Raw genomic sequence first — 16,354 nt, 5'->3', positions numbered from 1 at the left:
ATATGGAAAGGCGGCTCAGTCTCGCATCAATCTCATATAGCCACTATTTCGGGCGTCACCGTCTCCGTGCGGCGAACCAGCCCGCCGCGAAGCGTACGGCCTCGTCGAGCCGGATCAGCCGGCCGTCCGCCCGGCCCACGGCGCTGTGGCGGACGAGTGCCGTCGCGTCGAGCTCCGCGCCGATGACGGAGAACTCACTGTCGTCCAGGACGACGTCCTCATAGCTCCACCACCGGGCCCGGCGGCCCCGCCGGACGACACAGGCGTAGCGGCGCGTGGGCGGGTCCGGGGCGTAGCGGTACTCCGCGAGGTGGAACGCGGTGCAGGCGGCGTACCCGATGCCCAGCATGAGGATGTGGGCGCCGGTCTCGTACAGCCGGGCGAGCGGGGAGGCCTCCCCGAGATGGCAGTCGGGCGCGTGGCCGCCCATGAGAGCGCCGGCGGCCGGCCCGATCGCCGCGAACGACGACTGCGGATGCTCGCTGCGGACCGCCCCGTCGCGGGTGCGCACGAACTCCGCGACGGCTCCCGCGCTGGACGGGGTCGAGGCGGGGTCGAAGGCGGGCATCCGGCGGCGGTGCAGGCGGCGCCGCAGCGGGGACATGCCCCGCGTCCGTTCGCGGTAGGCGCGCGAGGTGTCGGAGTTGCCGTCGGTGGTGGTCGGCACGACGATCGTCCCGCCGGCGCCGATCACGGTGCGGACCGCCTCCACGACCGCCGCCGGCCCTCCCTCGACCTCGCCGAGACCTCGCAGGGAGACGTGGAGCAGGACGCAGGAGCCCTCCGCCATGCCGAGCCGCCGCAGATCCTGGGCCAGCGACGCGGACGTGACGCGGGCGGTGGCGACGGCGCCGACGCTCACCGGGGGTGTCCCGGGACGGACTCGGGCTCGTCGAGCCAGGGCGTGACCGTGGCGCTCATCCCGGCGACGAAGCGTTCTCCCAGCTCGGTCAGGGCGCCGGAGTCCTGCAGCGTCCTGATCGCCCCGGCGGTGTCCGCGCGCCAGCGGGCGAACCTGGCGCCCGCGGCCTCCGCGCCGGTGGGCAGCAGGCGGCGCGCGCGCCAGTAGTCGACGACAGCGACATGCGCGTACGCTCCCTGGAGCAGCCCCTCCAGCGGCCGGGGATCCTCCCGCCAGGGCGCGTGGAACAGCCGGCTCTCCGACCGGTCGTAGAGGTCGAAGAGGTCCAGGACCGCGCCCAGCTTCACGTGCTGGAACTCATGGATCAGCAGGAGCGCCAGCACCTCGGGGTCCTCGGGCAGCGCGATCGCGACCGAGCCGTACGCCTCGCGCGCGGTCGAGCTGACGTCGTGCCCGGCCCCGGCGGGCGCCAGCGGCACGATCGTGGACAGGCCCGCGGCAAGCCCGGCGGCGTAGGCGGGATGGTCGCGCCGGACCAGCTCCCACGCCCAGGCGAACGTCCGCTGCCAGCGCTCGAACTCCTCGTCGCCGAGCCGGGGCGCGGCGGGCCACTGATGGCAGTCGCGGAACGGATCGGTGTCCTCTAACGCGACCTCGATCCCGTCGGCGGTCAGCCGGCGCGCGGGCAGGGGAGAGGCGCCGTCCGGGAGCCGGCAGAGGCCGCCTCCGACCTCGACCGGAACGCTCTCCACCCCGTCCACCGCCCAGCCGCCCAGCGTGGGAAGGTGCACGATCCCGTCGTGTACGGGCACCGTGAGCGTGGTCTCCACACCGGCGCGGACCGCGGCCGCCGCGGCGACGGCGGCCAGCTGCCCGGCGTCCGCGCGGCCGCGCAGGCACTCCACCGCCCACACGCGGACGTACGGGTGGGCGAGCACGGCGTCGAGGGCGCCGGGGTCGGTCCGGTCGACCAGGGCGAGCACGTCCCAGGCCGCGCCGGAGTCGTGGCCGACCGATGACAGGAACGCCCTGCGCAGCGTCTGCTGGCCCGCGTCCAGGTGACCGATCGCGTCCGGTCCGCCGTAGCCGGCGGCGAGTTCGTCGAGGACCGCGGCCGGGAGCGTGAGCGCCGGGCGCCGCGTCCGCTGCCGTACGTGCTCGATGAGGGGGAGCAGGTCGTCGCAGTAGACGCTCGGATTGTCGAAGCCGGACCCCGTGCGGTAGCGGTGCGCGAAGAGCCCGCCCCCGCAGCTGGCGACGACCGGGCAGTCCCTGCAGGTCGCGCAGAGGCCGTCGAGCCCGCTCTGCCGGGCCAGGATGCCCGGGTGGCGGGCCACCTCGTCGAGGCTGTTGCGGAAGAGGTCGAATCCGGTGGCCGGGGCGCCGTCGTAGCTGGTCTTGAGGGAGTCCGCCTGCTCCAGGGCGCCGTCGGTCTCGATCACGACCAGGTCGCTGGGCTCCAGTCCGAACGCCTCGGTGAGGCTCTCCGCGCCGTGCGTGGTCCGGATGATCGAGTCGAAGACGCGGACGGGGACCGGCATGCCGTCGGCCTGCCAGCGGTCGAAGATCTCGATGAGCCACCGCGCGTACGCCCGGTCGGCCGGACGGTGCGGCGGCGCGTCCCAGGTCGCGTGGGGCAGGAGGAAGTCGATCGCGGGCGGCGCGTGACCGATCAGCGCCTCGTAACAGGCGATCGGGTCGTTGCGCACGTCGATCGTGCAGAGGAGCCCCGCGAACAGGCCGGGGATCTCACGGCGGATCAGGTCGACGGCGGCCACGACCTGGTCGTGGCTGCCGCGCCCGTCGGCGAACCGCCGGTGCCGGTCGTTTCCGGCCCGGTCGCCGTCGAGTGAGACGCCGACCTTCACGTCGTGTCTGCGGAAGAGCTCGCAGAAGGCGGCGTCCATCCGCAGGCCGTTGGTGTGCACGCGGAACTCCACGTCGCACAGACCGTCGAGGTCCGTACGGAGCGTGCTGATGATCGCGTCTAACCCGTCACGGCCGGCGAGTAGCGGCTCGCCTCCGTGGAGCACGATGCGGATCCCGGCGAGGTCGTGCCGTTTGACGTGCTCGCCGATGCGCGCCGCCGCCTGCGCGGCGGTGGCGGCCGTCATGACGCGCGGCCGGGTGCGCCAGCTCTGGTCCGCGTGCTCGTAGACGTAGCAGTGGTCGCATGCAAGGTCACATCTGCTGTGTACCTTCATGACGAACTGCCGGAATGGCATGTGTTCGCCTATCCGGGCTCAGATATGCGAATTGAAGGCCGCCACCGGAGGCTTACGCCGGGCCGGGTCCTCCTCGACCAGCCGGTGCAGGATGGCGCGCGCCTCGTCGTCGCGAATGCTCTTTATCGGTACACCACGCAGATCCTTGACTTCTGAGGAGATTTCAATAATCTTGGTGGCGGAAGCCGGAGCTGTCACGTGTCTATCCATTTCATATCTTGACTGAAGTCGGGTGGCCCCGGGCGATGCGTATCTGCCATCTCCAGGAGGTCGGATCGCGCTGTCGGGTGCCGCGAGAGCTGGACATGTTACCTGCGCTCACCGGCGGTTGTCTTCTGAAAGGCGTTATTGGCGCGCCCAAATTCAGGGATAGGTTCCGGGCGTCGGCGGCTATTTGTGCCGATAAGTCATATTTTGGGTAGTTCTGTCCGTTGTTGTGACGCGGACTTTTAGAGTCGAGCAACGATTCGAATCGTCGGCATTGCCGCTCGGCTTCCTTGCCTGTTTTCCGGCCTCCCGGAGTACGGCATTCCCGGAGATGTCCGCGGCAATCAATTGCGCTTCTCGACGTTTCCGCTGACCGTTCCAGTGCCGAAGTGGGCCGGGGTGTGACGGCACAGTCCGGCAGACCTCGACGGCTACGCAACGCCCCGGAGCCGTCACCCGCCGTCGCAGCGACTCTCCGATGTGGAGACATTTCGCGATATAACTTGTCTTCTCGCGCTGTCTCGTCCTATATTCGGCTACGAATATACGGACCGAGCGTGGAGGCGACGGCGATGGCCAGGAGCCGCAGGGTGACCAGCCCGCTCGCGCTGTCCGTGCTCGCCACGCTCAGCGAGGGGCCCACGCACCCGTACGAGATCGCCCGCCTCCTCAAACGCCGCGGCAAGGACCAGTCGGTCAAGATCCGTTACGGCTCGCTCTACACCGTCGTGCAGAGCCTGGAGGACCAGGGCTTCGTCACCGCCGAGGGCACCGCGAAGCCCGGCCGCCGGCCCGAGCGGACCGTCTACCGGCTCACCGGCGACGGCCGGGACGAGCTCCACGACCGCCTGCGTGAGCTCATCAGCGAACCCGCCAAGGAATATCCCCTCTTCGAGGCCGCCCTGTCGCTGATCGGCGTCCTGCCGCCCGACGACGTCATCGCGCTGCTCACCGAGCGGCTCCGGATGCTGGAGGTCGAACTCGCCGGCACGAGGGCCACCCTGCACGAGCTGATCGTCGAGCAGAGGCTGCCCCGGCTGTTCCTGGTGGAGTCCGAATACTCCCTGGCCATGAAGCAGGCCGAGACCGACTGGGTGCGCGGGATGATCGCCGAGCTGACCGATGGGTCGCTCGAGGGCGTCGACCACTGGCGCACCTGGCACAAGACCGGGGAGTTTCCCGGCGAGTGGGCGCAGCGCGACTGGGCCAAGGCCGATCGCGCCGGACGCGAGAGCGAGGTCGATGAGCCCGGATAGCCGATGAGAAACCCCCGGCTTGGTGCACCCGTCCGCCACAGACCTGGAGCACCGCGCCGGGGTCGCCAGCACCATCGAGCCGTGGCCGAGGTGCCGCGCGCCCAGCCTACCTGCGGGCGCTCGCCTCCGGCCGGTTCGCAGACACGACCGGAGGATGGGTACGACCATGCCCGAAAACGCCATCGAGGCCTGTGGCCTCGTCAAGACCTACCCGCTGAGGGGAAAGCCGGATATCCGGGCCCTCGACGGACTCGACATCACCGTCCCGAGCGGCACCGTGTTCGGCCTGCTGGGCCCGAACGGCGCCGGCAAGTCCACCGCCGTCAAGATCCTGACCACTCTCGCCCGGCCCGACGAGGGCGCGGCGACCGTCGAGGGCATCGACGTGCTGCGCAGGCCCGACCGCGTACGGCGCGCGATCGGCGTCGTCGCGCAACGCTCCGGCAGCGACCCCATGGCCACCGGCCGGGAGAACCTCATCCTGCAGGGCCGCCTGTACGGGATGGGCGGCGCGGCGAGGGCTCGCGCCGAAGAACTCCTCGCGCGCTTCGACCTGACGGAGGCCGCCGGCCGCCTCGTCAAGACCTACTCCGGCGGCATGCAGCGCCGGCTCGACGTGGCGCTCGGCCTCGTGCACCGGCCACAGGTGCTCTTCCTCGACGAGCCGACGACCGGGCTGGACCCCGAGGCCCGTGCCGCGATGTGGGCGGAGATCTCCCGGCTCGCCGGCGAGGAGGGCCTGACCGTGCTCCTCACCACGCACTACCTGGAAGAGGCGGACCGGCTCGCCCGCGGCCTGGCCATCGTGGACCACGGGCGGGTCGTCGCCGAGGGCACCCCGGACGAGCTCAAGGGCGAACTGCACGGCGACGCCGTGCACCTGGAACTGGCGGGGGAGACCGACGCGGAGACCGCCCGCGGGGCGCTCGCCGGGCTGCCCGCCGTACGGGAGGTCCAGGGCGCCGGGCGGAACCTCAGCGCGCGCAGCGACGACGGCGCCGCCGCCGTTCCCGGCATCCTTGCCGCGCTGGAGCGGGCCGGCGCGCCCGCCGCGTCCGTCACCGTCGCCCGGCCCTCGCTGGACGACGTCTACCTGCGGCACACCGGGCGCCGCTACAGCGAGGCGGAATCCCCCGGAAGCGACAAGGACCTCGAAGGGGCGATCCGATAATGGCCACCGCGCAGCTCAACACCACGATCAACCACACCTGGCACCTGACCGGGCGGCGGCTGCACGCCGTCCTGCGGCAGCCGGCGTTCGTCGGGATCAGCCTGGTCCAGCCGGTGATCTGGCTGTTCCTGTTCGGGCAGCTGTTCCGCAAGGTCATCGACATCCCCGGTTTCGGCGCCGGCGGCTCGTACCTGGACTACCTGATCCCGGGCATCGTGGCGATGAACGCCATGAACGGGAGCATGTGGGCGGGCATGGGCGCGATGGAGGAGATCGAGCGGGGTACCCTCAACCGCTTCCTCGTCTCCCCGGCGAGCCGCGTCGCGCTGATGAACGCCAACGTCGTCGAACTGGCCGTCACCACCACGGTCCAGTCGCTGATCATCTTGTTCCTCGGGTGGCTCGGCGGGGCGCACTATCCGGGCGGGATCACCGGGCCGGCCGTGATCGTCGTCGCGTCGATCCTGCTCGCCACCGTGTTCGGCACCCTGTCGAACGCCTGCGGCATGCTCGTACGGCAGCGTGAGGCGATCATCGGGATCAACACCTTCTTCATGCTGCCGCTGACCTTCCTGTCCTCGGCGTTCATGGCGCCCACGCTGATGCCGGGCTGGATGCGGCACATCGCGGCCTGCAACCCGCTCAACTGGGGCGTGCAGGCGGGGCGATCGGCGCTCAGCGCCGATCCGGACTGGGGTGACATCGCGATCCGCTGCGGCGGACTGCTCGCCCTCGCGGTGGCGTGCGTGGCGATTTCCGTCGCGACATTTCGGTCCTACCAGAAGAGTGTCTGATGGGACGCCGCTACGCTCCCGAGAATGAATGAGCTGAAATGCACCTACTGTGGCGCAACGGGCCTGGAGCCGGGTTTCATCCTGGACTCCGGCGGGGGCTCGCCGGGATACACGCGCTGGGTCGAGGGCCGTCTGGAGCGCGGGGTGTTCGGCGGTGCCAAGCTGGCGCGCCGGCCGAAGTGGCGGGTAGAGGCCTTCCGGTGCCCGCGGTGCCTGCATCTGGAGATGTTCGCGTCCTGATCGGGTGCCGGGCGGCGTCCAGACGGCGTTGAGGGCCCGTGACCGGCTACGGTTCGTACGGCGTGAGAGGCGCCCGCCTGACGTCGGGCGAGCGCCCCTCACAGTGGGATTCCGCGCGGTCGCGGCATAGTGGCCCCTTGCCGCGAACAAGGGGTCACCGTTTTTCTCGGATCCCCCGGTGAGGCGTACCTCTCCGGGGGATCCGCGTCGGAGTCTAGACGTAAGCAAATGCTTCTTTAGTGGCTTCCGTCGAAAAACGAATCACTGCATGCGGATAAACGATAGATAGCCGACATTAAATATTTTTACTGTTATTAGCCTTATGTCGTCGGTAGAAAACGTGCGGTGTCGCCGAGGAAGGCGTGGACGGCTCGTACGGCGGGCGACCTCCACCGGGACGACGGCTCCGCGAGCCACAGGTGCTGCGGAGCCAGGCCGCCGGGCGGGCGCAGCTCGGCGAGGCAGCCGTCGGCCAGTTCGTCGGCGACGGTGACCGTCGGCAGCAGGGCCAGCCCCGAGACCGGCCGCGACGCACCGCTTGACCGTCTCGACGCCGCCGAACCGTGGCAGGGCCGCGGCGGGATCGGCGGAGGCGACCAGGGCGGCGAGCTCGTCGCTGTAGGCGCAGCCCGCCTCCATCAGCAGGACGCCGGCCGCGGCCAGCTCCGCCGGGGTGACGGGGCGGCGGCGGTGAAGGCCGGTCGCGGCGGCCGCGACGAGGGACAGCGGCTGCGCTCCCAGGTCCACCGGATCGACGTCGGCCGCCTTCAGCGAGGGTTCGATGACCAGGGCCAGGTCGGCGCGGCGGTCGGCGAGTGAGGCCAGCGCCGTGCGCGTGTCGGCGGGGAACAGCGACAGCGTACGTCCGGCAGCCTCCTCCTCAGCTCGGACAGGAGGGGCGCCAGGAGGTAGGCGCACATCGACTCAGGCGCGCAGAGCCGTACGGGCCCGGCCGGCGTGGTGGCGGCGGCGGTGAGCTCGGCGAGCATGCGCTCCTGCAGGTCGAGGATCCGCCGGGCGTGTTCGGCGAGCAGCGAGCCCGCGCGGGTGGGGGAGACGCCGCCGATCTCCCCATCGAAGACCATCGTTGGACGAAATCCTATTCCAGGCGGCAGGCTCGGGGCATGACCCGCACACCATCCTCTGTTCTGCGCTACACCGCCTTCGACGTGGACGGCGCGGGCGGCAACCCGGCCGGCGTCGTGCTCGACGCGCGCGGGCTCGACGCCACCCGGATGCAGGAGATCGCCGCCGAGGTCGGCTTCTCCGAGACCGCCTTCCTGACGGGCGGTGAGGGGCGCCGCCTCCGCATCCGGTACTTCAGCCCCCTGGCCGAGGTGGCCTTCTGCGGGCACGCGACGATCGCGACCGCCGTCGCGCTCGCCGAGCGGGAGGGCACCGGAGAGCTCCGGCTCGCCACCTCCGCCGGGGAGGTCCGGGTCGGGACACGGACCGAGAGCGGCCGGATCCTGGCCACCCTCACGAGCGTCGCCCCGGCCGTACGCGAGGTGGAGGAGGCCGACCTCGGCGCGGCGCTGACGGCCCTGCGCTGGGACGCCGCGGAGCTCGATCCGAAGCTGCCGCCGCGCGTCGCCAGCGCGGGCAACGACCACCTCGTGCTCGCCGCGTCCTCCCGTACGCGCCTGGCCCACCTCGACTACGATCTGGCGGCGCTCGGCGGCCTCATGGCGCGCCGTGGCTGGACGACGGTGCACCTCGTGTGGCGGGAGGCCGAGACCGTCTTCCACGCGCGCGACCCGTTCCCGCCGGGCGGCGTCGTCGAGGACCCGGCCACCGGCGCCGCCGCGGCGGCCTTCGGCGCGTACCTGAGATCTCTGGGGCTCGTCCTGCCTCCGGCCCGGGTCACGATCCACCAGGGGCGGGACATGGGCCGCCCGAGCCTCCTTCTGGTCGACGTACCCGCGGGGGACGACAGCGGAATCGGGGTGAGCGGGACCGCGGCCCCGCTCCCTTAGGACGCCGGCGGCGCGGCGCGGTCGCGCCGCCGGGTCGAGCTCCCGCGGGAGGCCAGGAGCAGGACGGCGGCGGCCGCGATCGCCGACACCGCGGCGATCGCGAAGCCGGAGCGCGCGCCCCACGCCCCGCACGCCCAGCCGACGATCGGCCCGCCGATCGGCGTGCTGCCGAGGTAGACGATGTTGAAGAGCGCCATCACGCGGCCCCGCATCTCCGGGGCACTGCGGATGATCATGAGCGAGCGCGCGACGTTGTTGAACACGAGGTTGGCGCCACCGACGCCGACCACCGCGACGAGGGCGAGCGGGAACGACGGCATGACCGCGGCGACGAGGTTCACGACGCCGAAGACGACACAGGCGAGCAGCAGCCCGCGCAGGGACGAGCGCCTGCGGGTGGCGCTCCCCAGCGCGCCGATCACCGCCCCGAGCCCGAGCGCGGCGGTGAGGTACCCGTAACTCTGCGCGCCGCCCCGGTAGGTGTCCTGGGCGAGCAGGGGAAGGACCACGCGGAAGTTCTGCCCGAAGACGCCGACCACGGCGACGAGCAGCAGGCTCTCGCGCAGGTCCCGGTGGCTCCACAGGTAGGCCGGCCCCTCGCGGACCTGGCGCGGGGCGCGCGCCATCGGCCGTACGTGCCGCAGGCCGCCGACGTCCACCGACGCCAGCGCCACGATCATCGCGACGAACGACAGCGCGTTGAGCCCGAACGCCGCCGAGACGCCCAGCCAGGCGATGACGATGCCGGCGAACGCGGGCCCGACGAGCCGCCCGCAGTTGTTCACGGTGCTGTAGAGCGACTGGGCATTCATGATCTTGTCGGTGCCGACCATCTCGGCGACGAACGTCTGGCGCGCCGGGCTGTCGAACACCGTGACGACGCCGAGCCCGAGCGTCAGCGCGTACACCAGCCCGATCGTCGCCAGCCCGGTCGCGCTCACCACGCCGAGCGCACCGGCGAGCACCGCGGACGCGAACTGGGTGACCAGGAGGATGCGGCGCCGGTCGACGCGGTCGACCACGGCGCCGCCCCACGCTCCGAGCACGAGGACGGGGGCGAACTGCAGGGCGCTCGAGATGCCGAGCGCGAAACCGCTGTGGGTCAGCTGGAGGACGAGCCAGTCCTGCGCGACGCGCTGCATCCACGTACCGCTGACGGAGACGGCGCTGCCGAGGAAGTAGACGCGGTAGTTGCGGTCCGTGAGGGAGTCGAAGGTGCGTCTTCGCCAGGTGCTGACCAGGGCCACGGGGCTCCTCCGGGCACGTCATTATTAGCAAAACTAATGATAATCCCATTAACACGCAGCTCACAGGGCACCCTTGTGCGACGTCGCGTTCAGGCGCCTACACTCGCGGGTATGCGGCGGCTGAGCAGCACGGTGGTCGTGGTGGCGGGGGAGCGGGCGGACACGGTCGTCTCCGGCCTGGACGGCCTGCACAACGTACGTGCGATCGCCCGTGGCGAGCGTTCGCCGGCCGAGGTCGCCGAGGCCGTCAACCGGACCGTGGCGACGTACGTGGTCCACGACGCGGACCCGCTGGGCGCGGTCGGCGACGCCTGGACCGGCCTGTTCGACGGTACGGTGCCGGTCGGCGGGCTGGAGGTCGCGATCGAGTCGGCGCTGGCCGCGCTGCGCTCGGACCGGGTGGTGCTGCCCGACTACTACGTCGTCCTCGACCCGGACGGCCTGCCGGTCACGCGGCGGCACTGGTGGCTCGGCGTGCTCGCGGGAGCGGCGCCCGCGCGTGTGGTCCCCGCCCGCGCCTCGTCCGCCGCCGTCGCACAGGAGCTCGGCCGGCTCGCGTCGGGGCGCTGGTGGCCGCAGGACCTGGCGGCCTGGCTGCGCGAGCTGCCGAGGACCGTACCGGACCAGGCGGGCCTTCCTCCGGGGGCGTAGCCGGGGGTGGTGCTGGCACCACCGTTCTCGGTGGGGGCGGCCTCCGGCGTTCGGGGGGCTGACCGGCTCGAAAACAGGTGCCGCGATTTTTATCGTTCTGGACAGATCCAAAGGACAGTTCCGTACCTTTGGTCGCGCCCGTTCATCGCCGCGAAAAAATGAGGAATACTCAATGCCAGAGAGCACCCTGACCAGGATCGGCTTTCCACCTTTGATCCGCCAGATCCGGGACCGGGGACTGCTCGACCGCCGGTCCGGCTACTACGCGAGGCTGATCGGGACCGACGTGCTGCTCTACGCCGCCGTCTGGCTCGCGGTCGGGTTGACCGGCGACTCCTGGTGGCAGCTCGCGCTGGCCCTGCCCGCCGCCGTGCTGACCACCCGGATCTACTTCATCGGCCACGACGCCGGGCACGGCCAGATCGCTGGCACCCGGCGGGCGAACCGCCTCCTCGGGATGCTCATCGGCGACCTTCTGCTCGGGCTGAGCTACGGCTGGTGGACCGACAAGCACAACCGGCACCACGCCAACCCGAACCACGTCGACAAGGACCCGGACGTCGGCGTCGGCGTCCTCGTCTGGACCCCCGAACAGGCCGTGGACCGGCGCGGAGGGTTCGTGGGCTGGCTGACCCGCAACCAGGGCCGGCTGTTCGTCCCGCTGTTGCTCCTGGAGGGCATCAACCTCAAGGTGACGAGCGTCCGCTCGGTGATCGGGGACCTCCGCGGGAAGGACCGGAGCAAGCGCCACCGCGCCCGGATCGAGGCCGTGCTGCTCGCCGTGCACCTCGGCGCGTACCTCGGGCTCCTCTTCACCGTGATGTCACCGGCCCTGGCGGTCCTGTTCGTGTTCGTCCACCAGGCCCTGCTCGGCCTCCACCTCGGCTGCGCGTTCGCCCCCAACCACAAGGGCATGCCGTCCCCGGACCCGGACGAGCCGTGGGACCACCTCCGCAAGCAGGTCCTGACCTCCCGCAACGTACGCGGCGGGCGCGTGACGGACTGGTTCCTGGGCGGCCTGAACTACCAGATCGAGCACCACCTGTTCCCGAGCATGCCGCGCCCGCACCTGCGCCACGCCCAGCCGATCATCCGTCAGTACTGCGAGCTCGCCGGCCTGCCGTACGCCGAGGAGAGCCTGGTCGAGTCGTACGCCCAGGCCCTCCGCCACCTCCACGAGGTCGGCGCGCCACTCCGCTGACACCGGCCGGCCCGGCCACGGGGATGGGACAGGCGGAGATCCGCCCGCCCATCCCCGTACGCGTGATGGCCGGGGTTGGTGAGGCGCGCGTCGATGATCGCCGGTGACGTGGCGCGTCTCACATCGATGCCGGTAACCGCCGTGTGACCAGGCGTGTGGAGTCATTGCCCGGGGCTCGTCCCCGGAGCGGACCGTGAGCGCGGCGTAACATGAAATTTATATAGACGACCGATGTAATTAGGCGGTGCGTGACCGGAGAGCTACGTACTGATCAACTCGGCGACGCACGTTGGAGGTGCGCATGTGTGGAATCACCGGATGGGTCTCGTTCAGGCGTGATCTGCGCGCGGAACAGGTGACCGTGGACGCGATGACCGAGACGATGGCCTGCCGTGGCCCGGACGACCGGGGCACCTGGGTGGCCGAACACGCGGCTCTCGGCCACCGGCGGCTGGCGATCATCGACCTGCCCGGCGGACGTCAGCCGATGAGCGTCGAGACGCCGGACGGGCCGGTCGTCCTGGTGTACTCCGGAGAGACCTACAACTTCACCGAGCTGCGTAAGGAGCTCGGCGGCCACCGCTTCACGACCGACTCCGACACCGAGGTCGTCCTCCACGCGTACCTGGAGTGGGGCGACGCGTTCGCCGAGCGGCTCAACGGCATGTACGCCTTCGCGATCTGGGACTCCCGCGAGGACCGGCTCGTCATGGTCCGCGACCGGATGGGCATCAAGCCCTTCTACTACTACGAGACCGCCGACGGCGTGCTCTTCGGCTCTGAGCCCAAGGCGATCCTCGCCAACCCGGTGGCCGAACGGACCGTGACCCTGGACGGGATCCGCGAGCTCTTCGCCTTCGTCAAGACGCCCGGTCACGCGGTGTGGGAGGGCATGCGCGAGGTCGAGCCCGGCACGATCGTCACCGTCGGCTCGAACGGTCTGCGCACCACGCCGTACTGGACGCTGGAGACCCGCGAGCACACCGACGACCGCGACACCTCGATCGCGCACGTACGCGACCTGCTCGAGGACATCGTGCGCCGGCAGCTCGTCTCCGACGTGCCGCGCTGCACGCTGCTCTCCGGCGGGCTCGACTCCTCCGCGATGACTGCCATCGCCGCCCGGCAGCTCGCCGAGAAGGGCGAGAGCGTACGCAGCTTCGCCGTCGACTTCGTCGGCCAGACCGAGAACTTCGTCCCCGACGACCTGCGCGGCACGCCGGACACGCCGTTCGTGCACGACGTCGCGGAGAGGTCACGTACACAGCACCAGGACATCGTGCTCGACTCCGACGAGCTCGCCGACCCGGAGGTGCGCTCCAGGGTCATCCGTGCCCGTGACATCCCGATCGGGCTCGGCGACATGGACGCCTCGCTCTACCTGCTGTTCAAGGCCATCCGCGAGCACTCGACGGTGGCGCTGTCGGGGGAGTCGGCCGACGAGGTCTTCGGCGGATACCAGCAGTTCTTCGACCCGGAGGCGCAGCGGGCCACGACGTTCCCGTGGCTGGTGCGGTTCGCCAGGCACTTCGCCGACGACGACGACATCCTCACGCCGGGCCTGAGCGAGTCACTGCACCTGCCGGACTACGTCCAGAGCGCGTACGACCGGTCCGTCGCCGCCGTCCGGCGCCTCGACGGCGAGAGCGACTTCGAGTGGCGCATGCGCAAGATCTGCTACCTGCACCTGACGCACTTCGTCCGCATCCTGCTGGACCGCAAGGACCGCGCGTCGATGGCGGTCGGCCTCGAGGTGCGCGTGCCGTTCTGCGACCACCGCCTGGTGGAGTACGTCTACAACGCGCCCTGGTCGCTCAAGACCTACGACGGCCGGGAGAAGTCCCTGCTGCGCGGCGCGACGAAGGACGTGCTCCCGCAGTCGGTGGTGGAGCGGGTCAAGTCGCCCTACCCGTCCACGCAGGACCCGAGGTACGCGGTGAAGCTGCAGAGCAACGCCCGCGCCTACCTGTCCGACCCGGGCCACCCGGTCTTCGACCTCGTGAACCGGGACTGGCTCGCCCGGGCGGTCACGGTCGACACTCCCCAGATCACGCAGGCGTCCCGGCGCGGTCTCGAGCGCACGCTCGACCTGGCTCTCTGGCTGGACATGTACAAACCGGCACTGAAACTATCCTGAGCATGGCCGCGAGGGAGGTGGGCGCCGACGAGACGCTGGACGTCGTCATCGCCATGCACCGCCTCACGCGCCGTCTCCGCCGGGCGGGGCACACCGGCGCGGTGCACCCCACGCAGCTCATCATTCTTGCCCTGCTGAACCAGTACGGCCCGCTGCGCGTCGGTGAACTCGCGCGGCGGGTCCCGTGCTCCCAGCCGACCGCGACCACCGCCGTGTCGGGTCTGCGGACCTCCGGCCTCGTCGACCGCGAGCCGGACCCGACCGACGGCCGCGCGACCCGCGTCGCCGCCACCCCGGCCGGCCGGGCGATCCTGCGGACGTTCACGTACGGCGAGGCCGAGGTCCTGGCCGCCTTGATGTCGGCCATCCCCGAGGACGACGCCCGCCGCCTCCTCGCGGCGGCCCCCGTCCTCAGCACGCTGGCCGACCTGCCCGCGCCCCCGGGCACGCCGGAGGACGAGTAGCGGAGGTCTACAGCTGGTCGTCGCCGCGCGGGAGGGCCGCATGGGGGTAGTGCAGGTCGAACGCCGGGCGTTCGGAGCGGATGCGCGGGATCTCGGTGAAGTTGTGGCGGGGCGGCGGGCACGAGGTCGCCCACTCCAGGGAGTTGCCGTAGCCCCACGGGTCGTCCACCGCGACCCTGGGCGCCGTACGCGCGGTCACGTACACGTTCCAGAGGAACACCAGCGTGGACAGGCCCAGCAGGAACGCCCCCACGCTGGAGACGACGTTCATCGCCGTGAACGCGGAGAAGTAGTCGGGCACCCGCCGCTGCATGCCGGCCGCCCCGAGCCAGTGCTGGATGAGGAACGTCGTGTGGAAGCCGACGAACAGCATCCAGAAGTGGACCTTGCCGAGCCGGTCGTTCAGCATCTTCCCGGTCATCTTCGGCCACCAGAAGTAGAAGCCGGAGAACATCGCGAAGACCACGGTGCCGAAGACGACGTAGTGGAAGTGCGCCACCACGAAGTAGCTGTCGGTGACGTGGAAGTCCAGCGGCGGCGAGGCGAGGATGACGCCGGTCAGCCCGCCGAGCAGGAACGTCACGAGGAAGCCGATGGCCCACAGCATCGGTGACTCGAAGGTCAGGTGCCCGCGCCACATCGTCCCGACCCAGTTGAAGAACTTCACGCCGGTGGGAATGGCGATCAGGTAGGTCATGAAGGAGAAGAACGGCAGGAGCACCTGGCCCGTGGCGTACATGTGGTGCGCCCAGACCGTCATCGACAGGCCGGTGATCGAGATGGTCGCGCCGACCATGCCGACGTAGCCGAACACCGGTTTGCGGCTGAAAACCGGGATCACCTCGGTCACGATCCCGAAGAACGGGAGCGCGATGATGTAGACCTCCGGATGGCCGAAGAACCAGAAGAGGTGCTGCCAGGTCATCGGCCCGCCGTTCTTGGCGTCGAAGACATGGGCGCCGAGCTTGCGGTCGGCCTCCAGCACCATGAGCGCCGCCGCCAGGACCGGGAACGCCATCAGCGCGAGGATGCTGGTGAACAGGACGTTCCACGTGAAGATCGGCATCCGGAACATCGTCATCCCCGGCGCGCGCATGGTGATGATGGTCGTGACGAAGTTGACCGAGGTCAGGATCGTGCCGAGGCCGGACAGCACGAGTCCCATCGTCCACAGGTCCCCGCCCATGCCGGGTGTCCTGGCCTCGCTGCTGAGCGGGCTGTACGCGGTCCAGCCGAAGGCCGCCGCCCCCGTGGGCACGAAGAACGACGAGACCACCATCAGCCCGCCGAACAGGAACAGCCAGTAGCTGAGCGCGTTCAGCCGCGGGAAGGCCACGTCGGGCGCGCCGATCTGGAGCGGCATGATCACGTTGGCGAAACCGGCGAAGAGCGGCGTCGCGAACAGCAGCAGCATCAGTGTGCCGTGCAGCGTGAACAGCGCGTTGTAGTCCTGGGCCGAGACGAACTGCAGATGCGGTTTGGCCAGCTCCGCCCGCATGATCATGGCGAGCAGGCCCGCGACGAGGAAGAACGCGAACGAGGTCGTCAGGTAGAGATAGCCGATCACTTTGTGATCGGTGGAGGTCACCACCGAGACGATGACCTGCCCCTTGGAGCGCCGGGGCTGTGCCGGGACGGTCGGCGGGGTACGACCCATGAGCACCATGACGGACTCCAAGTGCCGTCAGGCATCGCCATCCAACCCGTTCCCTCCACGCCCCGGGACAACCCCTCATGATCGACCGAAGTCGACGGCCGGTAGCCGATCGGCCGGTGCCCGGAACGCGCCGGACCTCCTAGTGTCCTGAGTTGGGAATTCTGTTCAGATATCCGGCGAGGCGTTCGAGGATCTCATCAGCGGTCTTGGTCCATACGTAGGGCCTGGGGTCGGTGTTCCAGGCCGCGATCCAGTCGCGGATGTCC

Annotated in this window: 16 protein-coding genes and 2 pseudogenes; 9 read left to right on the top strand and 9 right to left on the bottom strand. The window is 70.4% G+C overall.

The genetic code is table 11. The features are described 5' to 3' along the window. Positions 1–55 precede the first annotated feature (55 nt). From QWU11_RS41535 to QWU11_RS41525, 3 genes are read right to left on the bottom strand one after another with little or no spacing between them, the layout of a single operon-like run. Entirely contained in the window at positions 56–862 is an 807-nt protein-coding gene (locus tag QWU11_RS41535) for an AAC(3) family N-acetyltransferase (protein WP_290120077.1), read from the bottom strand. Beyond that, positions 859–3,087: an FxsB family cyclophane-forming radical SAM/SPASM peptide maturase gene (locus tag QWU11_RS41530; RefSeq protein WP_290120076.1), complete on the bottom strand. Its 2,229-nt coding sequence runs from the start codon at positions 3,085–3,087 to the stop codon at positions 859–861. The genes QWU11_RS41535 and QWU11_RS41530 overlap by 4 nt, the downstream gene beginning before the upstream one ends. Positions 3,088–3,105: 18 nt before the next feature. Then, on the bottom strand, positions 3,106–3,285 hold the full coding sequence (locus QWU11_RS41525; RefSeq protein ID WP_290120075.1) for a hypothetical protein: 180 nt from the start codon (positions 3,283–3,285) through the stop codon (positions 3,106–3,108). A 599-nt stretch (positions 3,286–3,884) separates the two neighbouring features. Between QWU11_RS41525 and QWU11_RS41520 the strand changes: the two genes are divergently transcribed. From QWU11_RS41520 to QWU11_RS41505, 4 genes are all read left to right on the top strand, one after another. Next, positions 3,885–4,550 (top strand): PadR family transcriptional regulator, encoded by a 666-nt coding sequence (locus QWU11_RS41520; protein ID WP_290120074.1) that lies wholly within the window; start codon positions 3,885–3,887, stop codon positions 4,548–4,550. Between the two features lie 166 nt (positions 4,551–4,716). Continuing rightward, positions 4,717–5,721: an ATP-binding cassette domain-containing protein gene (locus tag QWU11_RS41515; RefSeq protein ID WP_290120073.1), complete on the top strand. Its 1,005-nt coding sequence runs from the start codon at positions 4,717–4,719 to the stop codon at positions 5,719–5,721. Further along, positions 5,721–6,515 carry an ABC transporter permease gene (locus tag QWU11_RS41510; RefSeq protein WP_290120072.1) on the top strand — a complete coding sequence of 265 codons (795 nt, stop codon included), beginning with the start codon at positions 5,721–5,723 and terminating at the stop codon, positions 6,513–6,515. The genes QWU11_RS41515 and QWU11_RS41510 overlap by 1 nt, the downstream gene beginning before the upstream one ends. A 24-nt stretch (positions 6,516–6,539) precedes the next feature. Further along, on the top strand, positions 6,540–6,755 hold the full coding sequence (locus tag QWU11_RS41505; RefSeq protein WP_290120071.1) for a hypothetical protein: 216 nt from the start codon (positions 6,540–6,542) through the stop codon (positions 6,753–6,755). A gap of 320 nt (positions 6,756–7,075) precedes the next feature. Here the strand turns inward: QWU11_RS41505 and QWU11_RS47555 are convergent, their stop codons facing one another. The 3 genes and pseudogenes from QWU11_RS47555 to QWU11_RS41495 form a co-directional block, all read right to left on the bottom strand. Next, positions 7,076–7,231 carry a hypothetical protein gene (locus QWU11_RS47555; RefSeq protein WP_354670945.1) on the bottom strand — a complete coding sequence of 52 codons (156 nt, stop codon included), beginning with the start codon at positions 7,229–7,231 and terminating at the stop codon, positions 7,076–7,078. A gap of 100 nt (positions 7,232–7,331) precedes the next feature. After that, a pseudogene (locus QWU11_RS47550) lies at positions 7,332–7,580 on the bottom strand (LysR substrate-binding domain-containing protein); the annotation flags it as partial. Next, on the bottom strand, positions 7,523–7,840 hold the full coding sequence (locus QWU11_RS41495) for a hypothetical protein (RefSeq protein WP_290120069.1): 318 nt from the start codon (positions 7,838–7,840) through the stop codon (positions 7,523–7,525). The pseudogene QWU11_RS47550 and the gene QWU11_RS41495, both read right to left, overlap by 58 nt. 39 nt (positions 7,841–7,879) lie before the next feature. Between QWU11_RS41495 and QWU11_RS41490 the strand changes: the two genes are divergently transcribed. Continuing rightward, a complete protein-coding gene (locus QWU11_RS41490; protein WP_290120068.1) occupies positions 7,880–8,731 on the top strand; it encodes a PhzF family phenazine biosynthesis isomerase in 852 nt (283 codons plus the stop codon). On the opposite strand, the gene QWU11_RS41485 is transcribed toward QWU11_RS41490, so the two are convergent. Next, positions 8,728–9,978: an MFS transporter gene (locus QWU11_RS41485; RefSeq protein ID WP_290120067.1), complete on the bottom strand. Its 1,251-nt coding sequence runs from the start codon at positions 9,976–9,978 to the stop codon at positions 8,728–8,730. The two genes, QWU11_RS41490 and QWU11_RS41485, sit on opposite strands and share 4 nt — an antisense overlap. 111 nt (positions 9,979–10,089) lie before the next feature. Between QWU11_RS41485 and QWU11_RS41480 the strand changes: the two genes are divergently transcribed. From QWU11_RS41480 to QWU11_RS41465, 4 genes are all read left to right on the top strand, one after another. Next, on the top strand, positions 10,090–10,629 hold the full coding sequence (locus QWU11_RS41480; RefSeq protein WP_290120066.1) for a hypothetical protein: 540 nt from the start codon (positions 10,090–10,092) through the stop codon (positions 10,627–10,629). A 172-nt stretch (positions 10,630–10,801) separates the two neighbouring features. Beyond that, positions 10,802–11,830 (top strand): acyl-CoA desaturase, encoded by a 1,029-nt coding sequence (locus QWU11_RS41475; protein WP_290120065.1) that lies wholly within the window; start codon positions 10,802–10,804, stop codon positions 11,828–11,830. 301 nt (positions 11,831–12,131) lie between these two features. Further along, on the top strand, positions 12,132–13,967 hold the full coding sequence (gene asnB / locus QWU11_RS41470; RefSeq protein ID WP_290120064.1) for an asparagine synthase (glutamine-hydrolyzing): 1,836 nt from the start codon (positions 12,132–12,134) through the stop codon (positions 13,965–13,967). A gap of 2 nt (positions 13,968–13,969) precedes the next feature. Beyond that, the gene (locus QWU11_RS41465) at positions 13,970–14,431 is read left to right on the top strand and encodes a MarR family transcriptional regulator (RefSeq protein ID WP_290120063.1); all 462 of its coding nucleotides are present in this window, start codon (positions 13,970–13,972) and stop codon (positions 14,429–14,431) included. A gap of 7 nt (positions 14,432–14,438) precedes the next feature. Here QWU11_RS41465 and ctaD read toward each other — a convergent pair whose 3' ends face one another. Next, on the bottom strand, positions 14,439–16,097 hold the full coding sequence (ctaD, locus tag QWU11_RS41460; RefSeq protein WP_290120062.1) for a cytochrome c oxidase subunit I: 1,659 nt from the start codon (positions 16,095–16,097) through the stop codon (positions 14,439–14,441). Between the two features lie 130 nt (positions 16,098–16,227). After that, positions 16,228–16,354, bottom strand: a pseudogene (locus tag QWU11_RS41455) (IS630 family transposase); the annotation flags it as partial.

Source organism: Actinomadura sp. DC4 (genome assembly GCF_030406325.1).
GTDB lineage: Bacteria > Actinomycetota > Actinomycetes > Streptosporangiales > Streptosporangiaceae > Actinoallomurus.
The sequence above is the reverse complement of the archived record's forward strand: the minus strand, read 5'-3'. Positions and strand labels throughout refer to the sequence as shown.

Excerpts from the sequence above, each read along its gene's own strand:
- QWU11_RS41530 (WP_290120076.1), bottom strand. The coding sequence starts at position 3,087 with ATGCCATTCCGGCAGTTCGTCATGAAGGTACACAGCAGATGTGACCTT.
- QWU11_RS41515 (WP_290120073.1), top strand. The coding sequence starts at position 4,717 with ATGCCCGAAAACGCCATCGAGGCCTGTGGCCTCGTCAAGACCTACCCG.
- QWU11_RS41510 (WP_290120072.1), top strand. The coding sequence starts at position 5,721 with ATGGCCACCGCGCAGCTCAACACCACGATCAACCACACCTGGCACCTG.
- QWU11_RS41505 (WP_290120071.1), top strand. The coding sequence starts at position 6,540 with ATGAATGAGCTGAAATGCACCTACTGTGGCGCAACGGGCCTGGAGCCG.
- QWU11_RS41495 (WP_290120069.1), bottom strand. The coding sequence starts at position 7,840 with ATGGTCTTCGATGGGGAGATCGGCGGCGTCTCCCCCACCCGCGCGGGC.
- QWU11_RS41490 (WP_290120068.1), top strand. The coding sequence starts at position 7,880 with ATGACCCGCACACCATCCTCTGTTCTGCGCTACACCGCCTTCGACGTG.
- QWU11_RS41480 (WP_290120066.1), top strand. The coding sequence starts at position 10,090 with ATGCGGCGGCTGAGCAGCACGGTGGTCGTGGTGGCGGGGGAGCGGGCG.
- QWU11_RS41475 (WP_290120065.1), top strand. The coding sequence starts at position 10,802 with ATGCCAGAGAGCACCCTGACCAGGATCGGCTTTCCACCTTTGATCCGC.
- asnB (WP_290120064.1), top strand. The coding sequence starts at position 12,132 with ATGTGTGGAATCACCGGATGGGTCTCGTTCAGGCGTGATCTGCGCGCG.
- QWU11_RS41465 (WP_290120063.1), top strand. The coding sequence starts at position 13,970 with ATGGCCGCGAGGGAGGTGGGCGCCGACGAGACGCTGGACGTCGTCATC.
- ctaD (WP_290120062.1), bottom strand. The coding sequence starts at position 16,097 with ATGGTGCTCATGGGTCGTACCCCGCCGACCGTCCCGGCACAGCCCCGG.